The following is a 19,220-nucleotide window of genomic DNA, read 5'->3' as shown; positions in this document are numbered from 1 at the left end:
CGCCGGCGGCTTCCGTATCTCGGCTCCGGCCTCTCGCGCGAGGCCGGAGAATGTCAGGCCGCTTCCGGCCGGGTGAACTGGCCCGCCTTGCGGTAGCGCCACAGATAGCCCGGCAGGATGGCGCCGAGGGCGGTCGGCGCGATGCCGAGCCCTTCCAGCGTGCGCCCTTCGGCCTTCGCCGTCTCCGACACCACATTGTCGTGGCGCAGCAGGCGCACCTGATCGGTGGTGAGCAGCGGATTGGGCAGCAGTTCGAGAATGCGGGCCTGCAGCATGGCGATGGCGTCCGGCACCGGCACCAGCAGTCGCTTGCGGCCGATCTCGGCGAGGGTCAGTTCCATCAGCTGCTTGAAGGTGAACACTTCCGGGCCGCCGAGTTCGTACACCGTGCCGGGCCGCACCACCTCGTCCACCGCCTTGGCGAAGGCCGCCGCGACGTCGCCGACGAAGACCGGCTGGAAGCGTGTCTCGCCGCCGCCGATCAGCGGCAGCACCGGCGACAGGCGCGAGAGCGCTGCAAAGCGGTTGAAGAAGTCGTCTTCCGGGCCGAACACGATGGAGGGACGGAAGATGACCGCTTCCGGCACCGCCTCCAGCGCCGCCGCCTCGCCGACCGCCTTGCTCTTGGCGTAGACCGAACTCGACTGCGTGTCGGCGCCGATGGCCGAGGCGTGGATCAGCCGGGCGCCGACTTCCCGCGCCGCCAGCGCCACCTGCTTCGCCCCGAAATCATGCACCGCCGCGAAGCTCTGGCGCCCGCTCTCATGCAGGATGCCGACGAGGTTGATGACCACCTCGGCGCCTTCCGCCGCGCGCAGCACGGAGGCGGGATAGCGCAGATTGGCCTGCACAGCGGTGATCTGGCCGACCGCGCCAAGCGGCTGGAGATGGCCGGCAAGATCCGGCCGGCGCACGGCGACGCGCACGCGCCAGCCCAGACGCGCCAGCGCGCGCACGACGTGGCGCCCGACGAAGCCGGAGCCGCCATAGATGGTGACGAGGCGCTCCATCGGCGCGGCGCGCTTCAGCAGTTCGGCCTCGCTCTCGAGCGGCAGCTCGTTTGATTCGGCGGCGTCAACCATCGGTTCTCTCCCGGCCCGGCATTGGCATGCCACGACGATTAGCGCGCCGCCGGCCCAGCGTCCATAGGTGAGAGCCCCTCCACCGGCCCGGCGTGAAGACCCATCCCCGACACGGTGCGGGCATAGCCCGGCCGGGGCGGCCGGGCGCGGCTTTCGCCGCCGTCGGGGTCGCCCCGCGCCGCGCCTTTTCCACCGCCGGATGTCTCCTTATGGAAAAGGCGCGTTGACAAGACGGAGTCCGCCCGACTATGTGTCGCCGCCGTGCCCGCAAGGTGCACGTGCCCAGGTGGCGGAATTGGTAGACGCGCACGGTTCAGGTCCGTGTGGGTAACACCGTGGAGGTTCGAGTCCTCTCCTGGGCACCACTCATTTCCCGACGCCTCGCGTCGTTTTTACGTTCGTCGCCCGCACGCTCGCCCGGTGCGGGCGTTTTTGTTTCCGGCGGACGCCGCGCCCGTCCCCACGCCGCCGGCATTCTCCACGCCTCGACAATTCCCGGCTTTTGCGTCATCTCGCCGGCGCGGCGGGAGGAGAACGGCATGAGGGCGCAGCGACTGGCGACGGGACGGTCCACGCGGACGCGTCGATTCGCGTTTGGTCTGTCGTTCGCATCCGGGCTGATGCTGTGCCTGTGGGCGACCACGCCGGCGCCGGCGCAGGAGATGCCGCGCTGGCCGGACGATTTCCGCGCCCGGCTGGAGGCGCTGGCGCTGATCCAGACGCTGAACGCGGACCTGCTCGCCAATGCCAGCGCCACCCTCACGCTCGACCGCTGGTGCGCCGCGCACCGGCTGGCCGGCGAGCCGGTCATCAAAGCCGACCGCGTGAGCGGGCAGGACAAGCCGGCGACCGACGAGATCCGCAATCTGCTCAAGGTCGGCGCCGAGGAACCCGTGCGCTACCGCCGCGTGCGCCTTCGCTGCGGGCCGCGCGTGCTGTCGGAGGCCGATAACTGGTATGTGCCCGCCCGCCTGACGCCCGAGATGAACCGGGCGCTGGAGACCACCGACACCTCCTTCGGCCGTGTGGTGCGTCCGCTCGATTTCCGCCGGACCACGCTGTCGGCGCGCCTGCTATGGCATCCGCTGCCCGAGGGCTGGGAGACCGGCGCGCCGCTGCCGCCCGACGGGCCCGGCGCGCTGGAACTGCCCGATTTCCTGCTGGAGCACCGCGCCGTGCTGACCCTGCCCGACGGCACGCCGTTCAGCGCGCTGGTGGAGAGCTACACGCGGCAGGTGCTCGCCTTCCCGCCGCGCCGCTGAGCGGCGATGCCTGAGGGCCGGCCGGTCAGGGCTCGACCTGGAGGGTCTGGATCACCTGCTGGCCGAAGCCCTCGACATAGGCGTGCTGCTGGGCCGGCTCGAGCCCCGCCCCCGCCGCGACCCGCCCGCAATAGGTCAGGATCAGTGCGTTCGCCACGTCGGCGAGCCGCGCCCTCGGGTTCTTCGCCGCCAGCTCGCGCGCGAGGTCGCCACCCTTATCGCCGGGGACGGGCAGAGCAGGCGTGCCGAGCAGGCTCGCGGCGGCGGCGCGGAGCGCGGCCGGCACCGGCGCGCTCGCGGGGCAGACCAGCGGCCCGGCGAGGCTCCTCGGCTCATGCGCCACCAGCGACTTGCCCGCCGGGCTCGCCCACACGACCGGCACATCCGGCAGGCTCGGCTGGGTGCGGAAGGACACGTCGGCGGCGGCCTGCAGGGTGAAGGCGCGCAGGCGGGCGTATTTCTGGTAGTCCTCGCCGCCGCCGGCGGCCACGACAGGGCAATAGGCGGCCATCAGCGCGTCCACCACCTGCGCCGGGGCGGCGTCGGGAGACGCGCCCTGATAGCTGGCCACCAGCGAGGAGACATCGCGATTGCCGCCGGCGATGGCGGCGCTGAGCGCGGCCACGGCCTTGGGGTTTGGCCCCGGCGCGCCCGGGGCACCGCCGACCTGCGCGCAGTCGAAGGCGGAGGCCGCCTGCGTGCCGTAGTCGGGCACGCTCATCGTCCGGCGCCAGATGGCGACCATGGCCGGCGTGGCATTGGGCGCGGCGGTGTTGCCCCAACTCGTGCGCACATAATTGGCGAGGTCGGCGACCTGCTCGTCCGACAGGCGCCCGGCGAAGGAGGGCATGGCGCCGAAGCGGGCATCGGCCTTCAGGCCCTGCAGCACCACGGCGATCACATTGTAGGGCTCGGCCGCCGTCACCGCCGGGTTGCGCGCCAGCGGCGGGATGGCGCCGAGCAGGCCGGTGCCCTGCACCTGATGGCAGGCGGCGCAATTGTCGATGAAGGTACGGGCGGTGCGGGCGTAGACGTCCGGCGCCAGTGCCGAGACCTTCTGCGGCGCCGGCACGTCGGAAGGCGGCGGGCTGTCGAGCAGATAGGTCGCCATGGCGGCGAGATCGGCGTCGGTGAGGTAGGCGAGGCTGTCGTGCACCACCTCGGCCATCGGGCCGAACACCGTGGTCTTGCCGGGCGCCGAGCCGGTCTTGAGGAACTGGACGAGCTGGTCGCGGTTCCAGTTCTTCGCCAGCGCGGCGGAGGCGATGTCGGGCGCGTAGAAACCGTCGATCTCGGCGCCGGTGAACAGCGCCTTGCCCTTGATCGCGCCCATGACATTGCGCGGGCTGTGGCAGTCCGAGCAATGGCCGAGCGCCTCGACGAGATAGGCGCCGCGATTCCACGCGTCGCTCTTGCCGGCGGTGGGGGCGAAGGTCTCAGGCCGGAAGAACAGTTCGCGCCAGGCGAGCATGCCGAGGCGGATATCGAACGGGAAGGCAAGGCCGTTGGCGCGGTTGGGCGCGTTCACCGCCGGGATGCGCCGCACATAGGCCCACAGCGCCTTCAGGTCGTCCTCGGTGATGCCGGCATAGGCGTCGAACGGCATGGCCGGGTAGAGATAGGCGCCGTCCTTGCGGATCCCGTCATGCAGCGCGCGGCGGAAATCCTCGAAGCTCCAGCCGCCGATGCCGGTTGTCTGATCCGAGGTGATGTTGACCGAGTAGAGCGTGCCGAAGGGCGTGTTCAGCCCCAGCCCGCCGGCATAGGGCTTGGCCGGATCGCTGGTGTGGCAGGGCATGCAGTCGGCCGCGCGGGCGAGATAGGCCCCGCGCTCCACCAGCGCCGAATCGTCGACGGTCGGCGCCTGCGCCCGCGCGGCGGAGAGGCCGAGGCCCCAGACGATCGCCGCGAGGCCCATGACAAGGCCCCGACTCCACCCGCCCGACATGACGCTCTCCACACCCGAACCTGTTCAGGGTGGAATGATTCCATGAATGGGACGCAATAACTATCGCGCTATTCCGGTCGCCGGCTGCGCAACGGGCCGTCAGACCGGCCGTCCGACGACGACCGTCACCTTGTCCTTCAGCCGCAGGAAGGGTCGCTCGACGAAGCGGTAGCTCAGCGCCGCCAGCGCGATCGTCATCAGCAGCGACAGCAGGGTCGACACCACGACGCGCAGGTTTGAGGGCGGAAGGTCGATGAAGGCGGCCATGAGGCGGCCCGTCATGCCGATGGCGAGCAGATGGTAGACATACAGCCCGAAGGAGATCGCCCCGAGCCAGCGCACCGGGCCCCATGACAGCCATCGGCGCGGCCCCGGCGCCCGGATCGCGAGGTCGATCAGCGCCGCGCACATGAGGGCGGCGACGGGATAGCTGAAGACCGAACTCGTCGCCGACGACCATGGCAGGCGCATCGAGGTGAAGACGAGCGCGGCGACGACGGCCACCGCCAGCGAGTATTCCCACCGCCATGCCGGCCGCAGCACGGCGAGCGCCATGCCGGCGAGAATCGATTCGGGCCGCAGGAACGGCGTCACCCAGATGATCGGATGCTGCGCCCCCAGCCCGAAGAAGGCGATGCGGGCCAGCAGGCAGCCCAGGAACACGCCGCCGAGCAGCTTGAGGAAGGCGGCCGCCCCGATCCTGATGTAGGCGAGGAAGACGAAGGGGATGAGCAGGTAGATCTGGAACTCGAAGGACAGCGTCCACAGATGGCCGGAATAGGCGATGGACGCGTTGTAGGACCGGAACCAGGTGACAAAATTGTCGACGAACACCGTTAGCGCCAGGAAGCGGTACGGCGCCGCGCCGTCCTGATTGCCGAAGATCGCCCACATGAGGAGCGGAAACAGGATCATCAAGGGATAGATGCGCAGGATTCGGCGCATGTAGAACTTCGGCGCATCGATCCGCGACGCGCTCTTCATCTCGGCGCCGAGCAGGTAGAAGAACAGGAAGGACGAGATCGCGAAGAAGAGATCGACGCCGACCCAGCCGAAGCGGCCGAGCGTGCGCAGCACCGGATAGCCCAGCAGGTCCGGCGAATGATGGATGAACACCAGCAGGAAGGCGAAGAAGCGCAGTCCGTCGAGCGAGCCGATATAGCGGTCGGGCACCGCGGAGGGGCTCGCCCCGGCTCGTGTCGTCTCGGTCAAGGTCGCGGTTCCCTCTGCAACTCCCGTCCCGGCTGCGGTTAGCACATGCGGGCCGGGCCTGCACATGAAGACATGCCGCCCGACCCGTCCCGCCGCACCGGCAAAGAAAAACCCCGGCGCGGGGGTCCCGGCCGGGGTTTTCGTCGGTTGGTCGCGGAATGGCGGCGCGATCAGATCGCGCTGTTGATCCACTGCAGCATCTTGGCCTTCGGCGCCGCGCCGACCTGACGCGAGGCGAGCTGGCCGTCCTTGAACAGCAGCAGGGTCGGGATCGACATGATGCCGTACTTGGAGGCGGTCGCCGGATTCTCGTCGACGTTCAGCTTGACGATCTTCAGCTTGTCGCCGAGTTCGCCAGCCACTTCGTCGAGCACCGGGGCCACCATGCGGCAGGGGCCGCACCACTCGGCCCAGAAGTCCACGAGGACCGGACCATCGGACTTGATCACGTCGGACTCGAAGCTCTGGTCCGACACCTTTTCGACGCCCATTTGGACACCTTTCGAAGAATCTTGAGAATTCAGGGGAAGTTGCAGCCAAGGTAGGTACCCGCCCCCCCGCGCGTCAAGGCAGCGTCACGGCGAAGTGACGCTTTCCACCGCCCGCTCCAGCGCGGCGGCATCGAGCGCGTGGACCAGCGGGCCGGCGGTGTAGACCAGTTGCGCGGCGACCGTCCGGCCGGGGAACAGCCGGCGCAGCAGCGCGGCGTAGAGGCCGAGCTGGCGGATATGGGCCGCCGGCACCGCCGAGGGCGTGCGCGGCACATGGCGGTCGGTCTTGAAGTCGGCGACCAGCACATGGCCGGGGCCGACAACCAGCCGGTCGATGCGCCCGGAGACCGGCGTGCCGTCGTCGAGAATGCCGGCCAGCGGCACCTCGGCGCGGCTGCCGGAGGCGAACAGCGCGCCGAGTTCCGGCAGCGCCAGCACGCCGAGAACCTCCGCCAGCAGTTCCTCGCGCGCCGGTGCCGGCCAGTCGGAGGCGGCGGCGAGCAGGCGACGGCCCGGTTCCTCCCGCTCCTGCGGCGGCAGGCCGGCGAGCGCCGCCATCAGCCGGTGCAGCAGATCGCCGCGTTCCAGCGCGCGCGCGGCTGCCGCATCGGGCGGGACGTCCGGCGCGATGCCGGGGCCGGCGGCGGAGGGGCGCAGCCCGGTGCGCAGGAGAGGCCCGCCGACCGGCACCGCGAGCGCGCGGGCCAGCGCGCGCTCGGCCGCGTCCCAGGCCGGAACGTCGAGGCTGGGCGTCGCCTCCGGCGCGCCCGCCGGCTCCGCCCCCGCACCGCGCCACCGCAGCACGCTGCCGGCAAAGCCGGTGGCGGGATACTCGGCCGCCTCCGGCTCCAGCGCCCCGCGCACGAGGTCGTACCAGCAATCGGCCGGGCGCCCGCGGGCGCCGTCGGCGCCGCACAACACCAGCGCGGTCTCGGCACGGGTGAGCGCGACATAGAGCAGACGGCGGTATTCGTCCTGCTGCGCCGCGTCGCCGGCCTGCCGGGCGCCCGCCATGGCCGGCGTGTCGTCCCCCTTGGAGGGGGCATGCAGCAGCACGCGGCGCCCGTCCGGCCGCTCCACCCGCAGAAGCCCGGCGCTGCGGCGGGTCATCGGTCCCGAGGTGGTGTCGGCAAGGATGACATAGGGCGCCTCAAGCCCCTTGGCGCCGTGCACGGTCATCACCCGCACCTCGTCGCGCCCGGCCTCCATGTCGCGCTTGGCCTCGGCGCCGCCGCGCCGCAGAAAGGCGAGGAAGCCCGCCAGCGAGGGCGCCTCGATGTTCTCATAGGCCCGCGCCAGCGCCAGCATCTCGTCGAGCGCGTCGGCCGCCTCGGGGCCGAGCCGGGAGAGCATGGCGGCACGCCCGCGCTCGCGCCCCAGCACGCGGGCATAGAAGTCGAAGGGGCGCAGGCGCCGCGCCTCGCCGCGCAGCCGCGCCAGCCGCCGGGCGGCGGCGGCCCATTTGAGGCTCTCCCCGGCCCGGGCGAGGAGCGTGTGCTCCAGCCGGCCGGTGCGCCCCGGCGCCAGCGCCATCAGGTCCGCATCGTCGAAGCCGAAGAGCGGGCTCTTCAGCGCGCAGGCCAGCGCCAGTTCGTCGTCGGGCGAGAGCAGCGCGTCGCCCAGCGCCATCAGGTCCATCACCGCGATGTGCTGGGCCACCACCAGCCGGTCGGCGCCGGCCACCGCGACGCGGGCATGCTTGAGCTCGCGGATCACCGCCTCGAACAGCGAATCGCGCCGCCGCACCAGGATCAGGAAGTCGCCCGGCCGCGCCGGCCGCGTGCCGTGCCGGCCGGTGACGGGAAAGCGGTCGCGGATGCGCGCGGCGATGTGGGCGGCGATCTTGCGGGCGAGCCGGCCCTTGGGGTCGTCGGAAGCGGGGGCGTCGAGCGGGCGCTGCCAGGCGTCGACATCGACCTTCTCGCTCGGCGCCTCCGGCTCCCACATCTCGACCAGCGAGGGCAGCGCGGCATGGATCGGCGCGTGGACGGGCGGTTTCGACTCGGCGGAAAGACCGCGATAGGACGCCTCGACGCCGAACACCTCGTCCACCGCCTCGAGAATGCCCGGCGCCGAGCGGAAGGAGTGCTGAAGCTCGACATGGGCGAAATGCGCACCCGCCGCCGCCTCGAATTCGCGCCGCACCGTGTCGAAGCGGCGCGGATCGGCGCCCTGGAAGGAGAAGATCGACTGCTTCTCGTCGCCCACCACGAACAGGGTGCGCGGCAGGCCCCGGCTCTCGCGGGCGCCCTCCCCGGCGAAGAACTCGGCGACCAGCGGGCGGATCACCTCCCATTGCTCCGGGCTGGTGTCCTGCGCCTCGTCCAGCAGCACATGGTCGATGCCCTGGTCGAGCTTGTAGTGCACCCAGGCCGAGGCGCCGGAGGCCAGCAGGCGCCGGGCCGCGTCGACGAGATCGGCGAAGTCGAGCACGCCGCGCGCCGCCTTGGCGCGCTCATAGCGCCGGGCCGCCTCGCGCCCGAGGATCAGCACCGCGCGGCTACGCTCGCAGGCACGGGCGGCGGCAAGGCGGCGGGCCAGCGGGGCGATGCGGTCGCGCTCGGCCAGAAGCTGGGGGAATCTGGCGCGCACCGGCGCGGCGCCGAACTGGCTGTCGCCATAGGGCTCGCCATCGTCCTTCAGGAAGACATCGGCATAGGCATCGGCCACCGCGTCCGGCGGCGCGGCGGCGGCGGCGAGCAGCGCCCTTCCGCGCCGGGCGGCATTGCCGGCCTCGAGGGCGAGCGCCTCGCCCAGCCCCTGCCAGGCGCCGCGCGGGACGAGCGCTTCCTCGACGATGGCCCGCTCGACCGCGCTGGCCTCGACCGGCCGGTCGAGGCCGACGGCGGCGGCCAGTTCCGCGTCGGTCGCCTCCAGCGCCGGCGCGTCGGCGACGAGTTCCTTGATCAGCTCGCCGATGCCCTCGTCGGAGGTGATGCCGACCAGCAGTGCCAGCGCCCGTCCCAGCTCGCTGCCGGGCGCGCCGGCGGCCTCCAGCACCACCTCCTCGCGGACGCGGGCGAGAAGTTCGAGGCGCGCGGCCTCCTCCAGCTCGCCGAAGCCGGCGGGCACCCCGGCCTCGAAGGGGAAGGCGTGCAGCAGCGCGCCGCAGAAGGCGTGGATGGTCTGGATCTTCAGCCCGCCCGGCGTTTCCAGCGCCTGCGCGAACAGCCGCCGCGCCTGCGCCCGCCGCTGCGCGCCGGGAGAGCCGCCGTCGGTGCGCACGATCTCGGCGTCGAGCGCGGCATCGTCGAGGGTGGACCAGCGGCGCAGCTCGCCGAGCACGCGGTTGGCCATGTTGGCCGCCGCCGCCTTGGTGTAGGTGAGGCACAGGATGCGCCCGGGCGGCACGCCGCGCATCAGCAGGCGGATCACCCGCCGCGCCAGCACATGGGTCTTGCCCGAGCCGGCATTGGCCGACACCCAGGCCGAGAGCATCGGATCGGAGGCCGTCGTCTGCAATGCGGTGGCCGCGCGCAGCGGGCCGGGCGCAAGCGCGTTCGGGTCGCTCATTCCTCGCCCTCCCCGCCGGTGGACCATTCCTTCACCCGCGCCAGATGGTCGTAGTCGCCGAAGCGGCCGCGGAACATCGGCCGCGCCAGCGAGGCATAGCCGCGCGAGGGGTTCTCGAAGGCGGCGACAAGCTGCTCCAGCCGCTCCAGTGTCGACGCGGCGAGCCCGGCGGCGGTCTCGTCCCGGTCGACCGCGCCGGTCTCCTTCAGCTCGCGGGTGCCGAGCTTCACATAGACCAGAGCGGCTGCCGGCTCGGCCGGCAGATCGGGGAAGCTGCCTGCCGCCGCCATGGCCGCCTCCAGCGGCAGTTGCGGCGCGTAGCCGGTCCTGACCTGCTTCGCCGTCGGCACCGCGCCGGTCTTGAAGTCGAGAATGGCGAGCCCGCCCTCGCGCAACTGCTCGATGCGGTCGGCGCGGCCGGTCAGGGTGAAGCGCCCGCCCGCCAGCGCCAGCCGGCCATAGGGCTCGGCGAAGAGGCGCCGCGCCTCCCGGCGCCGCCCGCGCTCCCAGGCGATGAAGCGCGGCACCAGCCGCTCGAACCGCGCCCACCACAGCGCGTGCTCGGCCGGAAACGCCGCCAGCGGCGCGAAGGCACGCCGGCCGAGCGCCAGCAGCGCCGCCTCGGCATCGGCCGGCAGGGCTTCGGGAAAAGCCTGCGCGAAGCTGCCGAGCGCATCATGTATGGCGGTGCCGCGCTCGCCCGCGCCGGGGGCCTCGTCGAACAGGTCGAGCGGGCGCAGCCGCAGCACATGGCGGGCATAGATCGTGTAGGGGTCGCGCAGCCAGGTCTCGATCTCGGTGACACTGAGCCGGGTCGGGCGCAGCGCGACCGGGGGAGCGGGCTCCGGCCGGGCGATGCGGGCGCTTGCCGGTTCTTCCTCGATCAGCGCCGCCAGCCGCCGGAAGCGGTCGCCGCGCATGATCGCCGCACGCCAGCGCGCCTCGCCGCTCACCGCCGCGAGGCGCTGGAGGAAGCGCGAGGGCACGGTCGGCGCGCCGCCGAGCTTGCGCGGATAGGAGAGCACCAGCTCCGGCGCGCCGCAGCCCTGCGCGAAATCATGGGCGGAAAGGCCGATGCGCCGCTCCGGCGCCTCCAGCCCCAGCGCGGTGCGCATCGGCCGGCTGAGCCAGGGATCGGCCCGCACGGCGTTCGGCCAGGTCTGCTCGACGAGGCCGGCGAGCACGACGCGGTCGACTCCGACGAGGCGGGCTTCCAGCGGCCCGAGGATGCGCAGCCGCGCCCCGGCGACCAGAGGCGGGCGCACCGGCTGGTCGGCCAGCAGCAACGGCAGCGCGGCGGCATAGTCGGCCAGCGTCATCGCCGGCGCCCGCGGCGCGCCCTCGGCCAGCGCGGCGAAGGCGCGGGCAAGCGCGGCAAGTGCCGCCTCCTCCTCCGGCGCCCCGGCATCGGGGCCGCTCCAGCAGGCCTCGAGGGCTGCGCGGTGTGCGCCAAGAAGAACAGCGAAGGGGTGCTCGCCCTGCCCCAGCGCCAGCAAAGGGGCGAGGGCCTCGGCGACGCGCCCGGCCAGATCGGCGGCGCGGGCGCGGTCCTCCTCGGCCACCGACGCACGGGGATCGCTGGGGTGATGGTCCCTGGGGTCGAAGCCGGCCACCGCCGCCACCAGCCCATCCGCCCCGGCGCGCGGGCGCGGGCCGCGCAGCACCGTCAGTTCCAGCGCGTCGGCGGCCGCGTCGAGCGCCGGGCGCTCCAGCCCGAGCCGGGCGAGCGAATGGCGCAACAGGGCGGCGAGCGGCACCGGCGCCAGCGCCGCGTGGCAGACATCGGCAACGAGGCGGGCCAGGCGCCCCGGCACGCTCTCCGACAGCGGCTCGCCGGCGGAATCGTCGATCGCCACCTCGAAGCGCAGCAGTTCGGCGGCGACGCGGCGGGCGAGGTCGCGATCCGGCGTGATGAGGGCGGCGCTGCGGCCGGGCGTCTCCAGCACCTCGCGCAGCGCGACCGCGATGGCGAGCGCCTCCTCGCGCGCATCATCCGCCTCGATCACGCTCACCTCGGCGAGCGCGGCGTCGATGGCGCCCGCGCCCAGCCTTTCGCCGAGGCTCGCCCACGCCTCGGTCGAGGCGACCGGGCGCAGCGCCTCGGACAGCAGCCGCTCGCGCCCGTGCGGGGCCGGCGGCGCCAGTTCGCGAACCGCCTCGCGGCCGACGCGCATATAGGCTTTCAGCAGCAGCGCGAGGCCGTATTGCGGGTGGCTCGGTGCCGGCGCCTCGTCATCCGTCAGCGCCTCCCAGGAGCGGGCGTCGAGATCGAGGTCGAGGCCGGGCAGCACGACGCAGCCGCCCGGCAGATGCGCGACGGCAGCCAGCAGGCGCGCGGTCGCCGGCATCGAGCCGGTGGAGCCGGCGGCGATGACCGGGCCGGCATCGGGCCGGCTCGCCAGCCGCTCCGCCTCGGCGGCGATCAGCCGGTCGCGGCGCACGCTGGCGTCGACGAGGTTGGCGTCGGCGAGGAAGGAAGGCCAGAAGTCGCGGGCGATCTTGAGGAAGTCGAGCGCCATGTCCCAATAGCGGTCGTGCTCGCCGGGAACCAGCGTGTCGAGCCGGTCCCACGGCACCTCCTGTGCCGCCATCTCGTCGATGAGATGGGCGAGCGCGTCGGCGAGGGCGAATTCCGCGCCCGGGCCGGCCGCCACCGCGACGCGCCCGTCGTCGCCCCGCAGCGCCCGGCGCCAGCGGCGGGTCAGGTTCGCCAGCGCGAGGCGCCGGGTGGTCGGGGGCACCGCGCGCGGCGGATCGGTGAAGCTCTCGGCGAAGGCGAGCGCGTCCTCGTCGACATCGCCCAGCGGCACGATGCGCGGCAGCAGGGTCACGCCGGCGCCGGCGCGTTCGCGCAGCGCCTCGGCGAGCAGGCGCCCGGCGCGGCGGGTCGGCAGGAAGACGGTGGCGGCGGCGAGCGCCATCGGATCGCCGCGCGGGGCGAAGCCCTCCACCAGCCGCCCGTCGAGCAGGGCGTCGGCCAGCGTCGCGAGGAAGGGCGCGGAAGGCGGGATCGTCAGGAGATTCGGCGCGGCGCGGCTCATCGGGGGCCTCCCGCCCGCTCAGTCCTTGGAGCGTTCAATCGCTTCCTCGGCCTCGGCGATGGCCTCCGGCGTGCCGACATGCATCCACACCCCTTCCATCCGCTCGCCAAACAGCCGTCCCGCCTCCGCCGCGCGGACGAACAGCCGGCTGAGCGAGAAGGCACCCTCGGGCGCCGTCTCGAAGACATGCGGGGCCACCACCGCCGCCCCGGCATAGACGAAAGGCGCCATCTCGCGCTCGGGACGCGGGGTCAGCCGGCCCTCGCCATCCATCAGGAAATCACCGCGCCCATCATAGCCGATCGAGGTCGCGGCCGGGGCGAGCAGCAGCAGGAAATCCATGCGCCTTGCATCGAACTTCCTCGCCAGCGAGGTCAGATTGGGACGAATGCCCTCGATCCAGATCGTGTCGGCATTGACGACGAAGAAGGGGTCGGCGCCGAGTTCCGGCAGCGCCTTGCGGATACCGCCGCCGGTCTCCAGCAGTTCGCCGCGCTCGTCCGAGAACACGATGCGCGGGCGCGTGCGGGGCGCGAGATGGCGCTCCAGCACGTCGGCGTGCCAGTGCAGGTTGACCACCGCCTTCGTCACCCCGGCCGCCGCGAGGCGGTCGAGCACGCGATCCACCAGCGGCCGGCCATCCACCTCGACCATCGGCTTGGGAATGCGGTCGGTGAGCGGGCGCATGCGCTTGCCGAGGCCGGCAGCGAGCACCATGGCGGTCGTGATCGCGGTCATGTGGGGTCGGGTTCTCTCGGCGTTTCGGGCGTCGCGTCGGTCGTCGGGCCGGGAGGCGCCGGTGGAGCGCCGGCGGGGGCGGCCGGGCGGGCGGCGGCCCGCGGCGCGCGCACGCCCGCCTCGAAGCGCGGGCGCGCCTCGGGGGCCGGCACGTGGTCCTTGTACCAGCTCGCCAGCGCCTCGAGGTCGGTGAAGGCGAGACAGCGCTGGAGATAGTTCCAGATGCGCGGCAGGTGGCGCAGATAGGCGGGCTTGCGGTCGCGATGGTTGAGCCGGGCGAAGATGCCGAGGATCTTGGTGGCGCGCTGCGCGCCCATCACCGCGTAGGAAGCCGCGAAACCGCGCACGTCGAAGGTCGGATCGGCCTCGCGCCGCGCCTTGGCGTAGCGCCCGAGCAAGGCGAGTTCCAGCGATTCCGGCACGTCGATGCGTGCGTCCTGGCCGAGCGAGACGAGATCGTAGCCGGGCGGCCCCATCACCGCGTCCTGGAAATCGAGCAGACCGATGCGGGCCAGTCCCTCGCGATTGGGCAGCCACATCAGGTTCGGCGAATGATAGTCGCGCAGCACCCAGACCTTCTTCTGCGCCAGCGCCGGCCCGAGCGCCACCGCCCAGAGCTGGCGGAAGGACTGCCGGGCATCGGCGGCCAGCGAGACGCCGCAATGGGGCAGATACCAGTCGAGCAGAAGCTCGGCCTCGATCAGCAGGGCGGCGAGGTCATAGGTCGGGATGTGGTGCTCGATGCCCGGCGCGACCGGCAGGCTCGCCGGCAGGTCCAGCACGTGCAGCGCCGCCAGCACGTCGACCGCCGCCTCGTAGCGCTCGGGCAGCGGCACCGGCGGGGTGCCGCCGAGCACGCCCTCGTCGCCGAGATCCTCGATGATCAGCAGCCCCGCCTCGAGGTCGCCGCCATAGATGGCCGGGGCCGAGAAGCCACGCTCGCGCAGGCCGCGCGCCATGGCGACGAAGGGCTTCACGTCCTCGGCGAGATGGGCGATGGCGCTGTAGGGCTTGCCGCCACGCACCGCCGGCCCGTCCGGCCGGCGCGGGGCGTTCATCAGTATGGCATTGCGGCGCGGGCCGATGAGGCGCTCATAGCTGCGGCTGGAGGCATCGCCCTGAAGATGGCGGCGCTGGGCCGGGCCGAAGCCGGTCTGGTCGATCAGCGCGCGGATCGACTTCATGCGGAACAGCGCGCCGGCCAGCCGACCGAAGCCGAACAGGCGCAGCCGGCGCATCGTCTCGGAACCGCCGGTCGGCAGGGTGATGTGCACTTCCAGCCGATCCGGCTGAAGCACCGCGATGCCGCCGCGCTCGGGCCATTCGACCAGCGTCACCGCGCCGTCGGTCTGCTCCGACCAGCCGAGTTCGTCGAGCTCGGACGGGTCGCCGAGACGGTAGAGGTCGGCATGCACCACGCGCTGGCGCGGCAGGTCGTAGGTTTGCAGCAGGGTGAAGGTGGGGCTGGGAACCTCGAGTTCCGGGTCGCCCGCCAGCTCGCGGATCAGCGCCCGCGCCAGCGTCGTCTTGCCGGCGCCGAGATCGCCGTCGAGCGTCACCAGATCGCCCGGCCGCAGCATGGCGGCGAGGTCCATGGCCAGCCGGCCGGTGGCCGCCTCATCGGGCAGCGTCACGTCCCAGTGCGCTACCGGGTTGGTCGGGACGGGGCCGGTGTTGCGGCTGTCGATCATGCCCCTACTCCGCCGCGTCGCGGCTGGCGCCGGCTTCCAGCGGGAAAGTGCAGGTGACGAGCGTGCCGCCGCCCTGCGCGGGACCGATGCTCACCGTGCCGCCATGCAGCGCCACCAGCGAGCGGACGATCGACAGGCCGAGCCCGACGCCGCGATGGCGCGAGCCCGCCGTGTGGCTCTCGAAGCGGTCGAACACCCGGGCGCCGATCTCCGGCGGGATGCCCGGCCCGAGGTCGCGCACGCGGAACACCACCTTGTCCTCGTGCCGCTCGGCCGAGAGCGTCACGGTGGACCCCTCGGGCGTGAAGCCGACCGCGTTGGAGAGCAGGTTGTAGAGGATCTGCCGCACCCGCTTGGCATCGGCGCGGAAGCTGCCGGCGGCGTTCTGCAACTCGATGGACAGGCGGATGCCGCCTTCCGCCAGACGGTCGCGCACGCCCTCGGCCGCCGCTTCCATGGCGGCGCGCACATCCACCTCGGCAAGGTCGAGCGTCATCGCACCGGCGTCGATGGTGGCGAGGTCGAGAATGTCGTTGATGATCGCCAGCAGCGCCGCGCTGCTCTCTGTGATGTGGTTCACATAGGCGCGCTGCTTGGGATTGAGCGGGCCGATGCCGGTGTCGTCGAGCAGCTGGGCGAAGCCGATGATCGTGGTCAGCGGCGAGCGCAGCTCGTAGGAGACATGGCTGACGAAGGTGCTCTTGAGATGGTCGGCGGCGACCAGCGCGTCGTTGCGCTCCACCAGCGCGCGCTCGACCTGGGCGCTGTCGGTCACGTCGCGCAGCGTCACCAGCGTTCCGCCATCGGGCAGCGGCTGGGTCGAGCCGTCGAGAACGGTGCCGTCGTTGCGCTCCATGCGGAAATCGGTCGGCATCCGCGCCTCGATGCCGGTGACGGCGGCACTGAGCTTCGTCCACACGGAAGCATCGGCGGTGAGCCGGCGGCAGGCCTGCGCCACGGTGTCGATATGGGGCCGGGCGTCGAGCATGGCCGTGTCGAGGTGCCAAAGCTGGCGGAAGGCCGAATTGAACAGGCCGAGCCGCCCGTCGCTGCCGAACACCGCCACCGCCTCGGCCAGCGCGTCCAGCGTCTCGCTCTGGATGCGGGTCAGCGAGTTGTAGCGGCTCTCCAGCGCGAGGCGTTCCGTCACCTCGTCGAACAGATAGGTCACGCCGCCTTCGGGATTGGGGGTCGTGACCACGCGCAGCGTGCGCCCGCCCGGCAGGTGCCACCAGTGCTCGCGCGGCTCGATGGCGCGGTAGGCAGAGTGCAGGTCCTCGCGCCAGACGCGGAAATCGGCCTGCTCCGGCAGGCGGCGGGCGGCGCGCAGCCGGTCGAGCACGGTGCCGTCGTCGGGCCGGTCGTCGAGGAAGGAGGGGTCGAGGTCGAACAGGCTGGCGTAGGCGGCGTTGTGGAAGACCAGCCGCCGGTCGGCGCCGAAGATGGCGACCGCCGTGGCGAGCTGGTCGAGCGTGCGCCGGTGCGCGCCGACGACATGGGCGAGTTCGGCCCGCACGCTCTCCGCCTCGGTGGCGTCGAGCGCGATGCCCGCCGCGCCGCCGCCGGTCGGCACTTCCAGCACGTCCAGCACCCGGCGCGTGCCGGCCACCACCACCGGCAGGCGGGCCTTGAAGGGCATGGCGGCACCGTGCGCCTGCTGCGCCTGCTCGCGGCTCTGCCGGTCGAGCAGGAACAGGTCGCGGGAAGCGGCGTCCTGCCCGTCGCGCGCCTCCACCGCATGCGCATAGGCCGCGTTGCTCCAGCGCAGCCGGCCATCCTCGCGGCCGACCCACACCGGCGCGGGCAGCGCGTCGAGCAGGGTGCGCAGCGCCGAGCTTTCCTCGCCGAGCGCCCGATAGGCCTCCTGGAGCTGCGCCTGGTCGAGCCGCACGCCGGTAATGTCGCGCAGGCGCAGCACCACCGCAGCGCCGACCGGCCGCCCATCCGCCTCGACGAAGCGTCCGTCCTGGGTGGCGAGCGTGGCGGCGAGCGGCGTGCCGCGCGCCCGCAGCCGGTCCACCGCCGCCTCGATCTCGCGCGCCGAACCGGGCGTCAGCCAGGCTCCGAAGGCGAGGATGCGCGAGGGCGCGGCGACGCCGGTGAAGGCCGGGGTGTTGCCGATGATCTCGGGATCGGCGGCCGGATCGCGCCAGACCACGACGATCTGCGGCTCCGCCATCAGCAGCGCGCGCGCTTCCTCGATCTGGGATTCGAGCCGGGAAATCTCGCCGAACGCCTCGGCCTCGCGGCGCAGCGACTGGCGCCGGAAGCGCAGATGGACGATGGCGGTCGTGGTGGCGAAGACGATGAGGCCGACGACCAGCGCCAGGCCGATCAGCGCGCTGGGGTCCTGCGTCGCCAGCACGGCGAAGGCGTCGGAGGCGAAGGCCGGCAGGCGGGTCTCCGCCCGGGCTGGCGACGAGCCGACGGCGGAAAACCCCAGGGCGAGCAGCGTCGCGGGCAAGGAAAGGGGAGCCGCGACCGTGGGGCGGAGGAGCCGACGCAGGCGCCGCGCGGACGCCGCACGGCCTGCCTCGTCCCCGTCTCCGCCCATGCCGGCCGGATGCGCCATCCGCGCCCGCCTCCCCCTTGCCGACCGCCGTCCCCCGGCTGGCGGCGCCCTCACGGGCGCACACCGAATCACCGAGACTTTACCCAAGCCGGAGTCGCACTAGAAGGGCCGCCGCACCGCAGGGCGATCTTGGGCTCAAAGGCCCTCGAACAACGCGGTAGAAAGATAGCGTTCGGCGAAGGAGGGGATGATCACCACGATGGTCTTGCCCTCGTTCTCCGGCCGCGCGCCGACCTCGAGCGCGGCGGCGATGGCCGCGCCGGAGGAGATGCCGACCGGGATGCCTTCCAGCCGCGCAATGGCGCGCGCCATCTCGAAGGCGGTCTGGTTGCCGACCGTCACCACCTCGTCGATCACCGAGCGGTCGAGCACTTCCGGCACGAAGCCGGCGCCGATGCCCTGGATCTTGTGCGGGCCGGGCTGGCCGCCGGACAGAACCGGGCTGTCCTCGGGCTCGACCGCGACCATGCGCAGGCCGGGCTTGCGCGGCTTGAGCACCTGGCCGATGCCGGTGATGGTGCCGCCGGTGCCGACGCCGGAAACCACCACGTCGACCGCGCCGTCGGTGTCGTTCCAGATCTCCTCCGCCGTGGTGCGGCGGTGAATGGCGGGATTGGCGGGGTTGCGGAACTGCTGCGGGATGATCGCGTCCGGCAGTTCCTTCACCAGTTCCTCGGCGCGGGCCACGGCGCCGCGCATGCCCTGCGCCGCCGGGGTCAGCACCAGCTCGGCGCCCAGCAGGGCCAGCATCTTGCGCCGCTCGACCGACATGGATTCGGGCATGACGAGGATGAGGCGGTAGCCATGGGCGGCGGCGACGAAGGCGAGCGCGATGCCGGTGTTGCCGGAGGTCGGCTCGACCAGCACGGTGCCGGGGCGGATGAGGCCGGCCTCTTCCAGCGACTGGATCATCGAGACGCCGATGCGGTCCTTCACGCTGCCGATCGGGTTGAAGAATTCGAGCTTGGCCAGGATGGTCGCCTTGACGCCGCGTTCGGCGGGCAGGCGGTTGAGGCGCACCAGCGGGGTGTCACCGATGGTCTCGGTGATGGATCCGTAGACGCGGCCACGCCCCGGGGTCTTCGCAACGGTCTCGGCCATGGGTGTCTCCAGCATGAGCGGAGCCGGGCATCGGGCGCCCCGGCCCCTTTATTGGCGGACGATTTTCGCCGGGTCCGGTAGCATATTCACGAGATCAAGTCGAGAAAGCAAAATATAAACAAAATCAAATTGTAAAATCTATACCCTCGGGCAGACCCTTGCGCAGCGTGTTCTGCGCCGCCGAGCGGCACAGGTCCTCGACCGTCACCGCGTCGAGCGCCGCCTCGAAGGCGCGCTCCGCCTCGGCGACGGCGGGCTGCACGATGTCGTGCACGATGGGCGGGAAGCCGTCGAGTGCCGCGTCGCTCTCCGCCTCGACGACGCGAACCACCTCGGCGACGGTGATGCGCCGCCGCTCGCGCGCCAGTTCATAGCCCCCGCGCGGCCCCCGCACGCCCTTGAGCACGCCGGCATGGACCAGGGCCTGCAGGACCGGCTCCAGATGGCGCGGCGGCAGATCGTGACGGGCGGCCAGTGCCTTGGCCGCGACCGGCATGCCACGGGCATGCAGCGCGACGTCGACGACGGCGGCGATGGCGAGAAGACTCTTGTCGGACAGACGCGGCATG

12 protein-coding genes and 1 tRNA gene are annotated in these 19,220 nt (G+C 72.4%); 2 read left to right on the top strand and 11 right to left on the bottom strand.

The features are described 5' to 3' along the window. Positions 1-53: 53 nt before the first annotated feature. Positions 54-1,010: a complex I NDUFA9 subunit family protein gene (locus GBB76_RS16415; protein ID WP_371717119.1), complete on the bottom strand. Its 957-nt coding sequence runs from the start codon at positions 1,008-1,010 to the stop codon at positions 54-56. A gap of 352 nt (positions 1,011-1,362) precedes the next feature. Here GBB76_RS16415 and GBB76_RS16410 point away from each other — a divergent pair. Further along, positions 1,363-1,447 (top strand) — tRNA-Leu (locus GBB76_RS16410). Positions 1,448-1,702: 255 nt separating this feature from the next. Further along, a complete protein-coding gene (locus tag GBB76_RS16405; RefSeq protein ID WP_246668961.1) occupies positions 1,703-2,344 on the top strand; it encodes a hypothetical protein in 642 nt (213 codons plus the stop codon). Between the two features lie 25 nt (positions 2,345-2,369). Here the strand turns inward: GBB76_RS16405 and GBB76_RS16400 are convergent, their stop codons facing one another. The 10 genes from GBB76_RS16400 to GBB76_RS16355 all read right to left on the bottom strand — a co-directional run bounded on the left by GBB76_RS16400 (position 2,370) and on the right by GBB76_RS16355 (position 19,219). Continuing rightward, the gene (locus tag GBB76_RS16400; RefSeq protein ID WP_152304296.1) at positions 2,370-4,292 is read right to left on the bottom strand and encodes a cytochrome c; all 1,923 of its coding nucleotides are present in this window, start codon (positions 4,290-4,292) and stop codon (positions 2,370-2,372) included. Positions 4,293-4,391: 99 nt separating this feature from the next. Next, the gene (locus tag GBB76_RS16395) at positions 4,392-5,504 is read right to left on the bottom strand and encodes an acyltransferase (protein ID WP_162375635.1); all 1,113 of its coding nucleotides are present in this window, start codon (positions 5,502-5,504) and stop codon (positions 4,392-4,394) included. Positions 5,505-5,674: 170 nt separating this feature from the next. Further along, positions 5,675-5,995 (bottom strand): thioredoxin, encoded by a 321-nt coding sequence (trxA, locus tag GBB76_RS16390; RefSeq protein ID WP_013165144.1) that lies wholly within the window; start codon positions 5,993-5,995, stop codon positions 5,675-5,677. A gap of 84 nt (positions 5,996-6,079) precedes the next feature. Next, positions 6,080-9,508 carry a double-strand break repair helicase AddA gene (gene addA / locus GBB76_RS16385; protein WP_152304294.1) on the bottom strand — a complete coding sequence of 1,143 codons (3,429 nt, stop codon included), beginning with the start codon at positions 9,506-9,508 and terminating at the stop codon, positions 6,080-6,082. After that, the gene (gene addB / locus GBB76_RS16380) at positions 9,505-12,549 is read right to left on the bottom strand and encodes a double-strand break repair protein AddB (RefSeq protein WP_152304293.1); all 3,045 of its coding nucleotides are present in this window, start codon (positions 12,547-12,549) and stop codon (positions 9,505-9,507) included. Before addB ends, addA begins: the two co-directional genes overlap by 4 nt. 18 nt (positions 12,550-12,567) lie before the next feature. After that, positions 12,568-13,287 carry a nucleotidyltransferase family protein gene (locus GBB76_RS16375; protein WP_152304292.1) on the bottom strand — a complete coding sequence of 240 codons (720 nt, stop codon included), beginning with the start codon at positions 13,285-13,287 and terminating at the stop codon, positions 12,568-12,570. After that, a complete protein-coding gene (gene tsaE / locus GBB76_RS16370; RefSeq protein WP_152304291.1) occupies positions 13,284-14,978 on the bottom strand; it encodes a tRNA (adenosine(37)-N6)-threonylcarbamoyltransferase complex ATPase subunit type 1 TsaE in 1,695 nt (564 codons plus the stop codon). Before tsaE ends, GBB76_RS16375 begins: the two co-directional genes overlap by 4 nt. Positions 14,979-14,982: 4 nt before the next feature. Beyond that, complete coding sequence (locus GBB76_RS16365) at positions 14,983-17,550, bottom strand: PAS domain-containing sensor histidine kinase (RefSeq protein WP_152304290.1); 2,568 nt, start codon at positions 17,548-17,550, stop codon at positions 14,983-14,985. Positions 17,551-17,685: 135 nt separating this feature from the next. Continuing rightward, a complete protein-coding gene (gene cysK, locus GBB76_RS16360; RefSeq protein ID WP_152304289.1) occupies positions 17,686-18,651 on the bottom strand; it encodes a cysteine synthase A in 966 nt (321 codons plus the stop codon). Positions 18,652-18,775: 124 nt separating this feature from the next. Next, entirely contained in the window at positions 18,776-19,219 is a 444-nt protein-coding gene (locus tag GBB76_RS16355) for an Rrf2 family transcriptional regulator (RefSeq protein WP_152304288.1), read from the bottom strand. Between the last annotated feature and the right edge of the window lies 1 nt (position 19,220).

The organism is Ancylobacter sp. TS-1, assembly GCF_009223885.1.
Classification (GTDB): Bacteria; Pseudomonadota; Alphaproteobacteria; order Rhizobiales; family Xanthobacteraceae; genus Ancylobacter.
This window is presented reverse-complemented; position numbering and strand designations above follow the sequence as displayed.

Bases quoted from the DNA above. Each gene is read 5' to 3' on its own strand.
- GBB76_RS16415 (WP_371717119.1), bottom strand. From the start codon at position 1,010: ATGGAGCGCCTCGTCACCATCTATGGCGGCTCCGGCTTCGTCGGGCGC.
- GBB76_RS16405 (WP_246668961.1), top strand. From the start codon at position 1,703: ATGCTGTGCCTGTGGGCGACCACGCCGGCGCCGGCGCAGGAGATGCCG.
- GBB76_RS16400 (WP_152304296.1), bottom strand. From the start codon at position 4,292: ATGTCGGGCGGGTGGAGTCGGGGCCTTGTCATGGGCCTCGCGGCGATC.
- trxA (WP_013165144.1), bottom strand. From the start codon at position 5,995: ATGGGCGTCGAAAAGGTGTCGGACCAGAGCTTCGAGTCCGACGTGATC.
- addA (WP_152304294.1), bottom strand. From the start codon at position 9,508: ATGAGCGACCCGAACGCGCTTGCGCCCGGCCCGCTGCGCGCGGCCACC.
- addB (WP_152304293.1), bottom strand. From the start codon at position 12,549: ATGAGCCGCGCCGCGCCGAATCTCCTGACGATCCCGCCTTCCGCGCCC.
- GBB76_RS16375 (WP_152304292.1), bottom strand. From the start codon at position 13,287: ATGACCGCGATCACGACCGCCATGGTGCTCGCTGCCGGCCTCGGCAAG.
- tsaE (WP_152304291.1), bottom strand. From the start codon at position 14,978: ATGATCGACAGCCGCAACACCGGCCCCGTCCCGACCAACCCGGTAGCG.
- GBB76_RS16365 (WP_152304290.1), bottom strand. From the start codon at position 17,550: ATGGCGCATCCGGCCGGCATGGGCGGAGACGGGGACGAGGCAGGCCGT.
- cysK (WP_152304289.1), bottom strand. From the start codon at position 18,651: ATGGCCGAGACCGTTGCGAAGACCCCGGGGCGTGGCCGCGTCTACGGA.
- GBB76_RS16355 (WP_152304288.1), bottom strand. From the start codon at position 19,219: ATGCCGCGTCTGTCCGACAAGAGTCTTCTCGCCATCGCCGCCGTCGTC.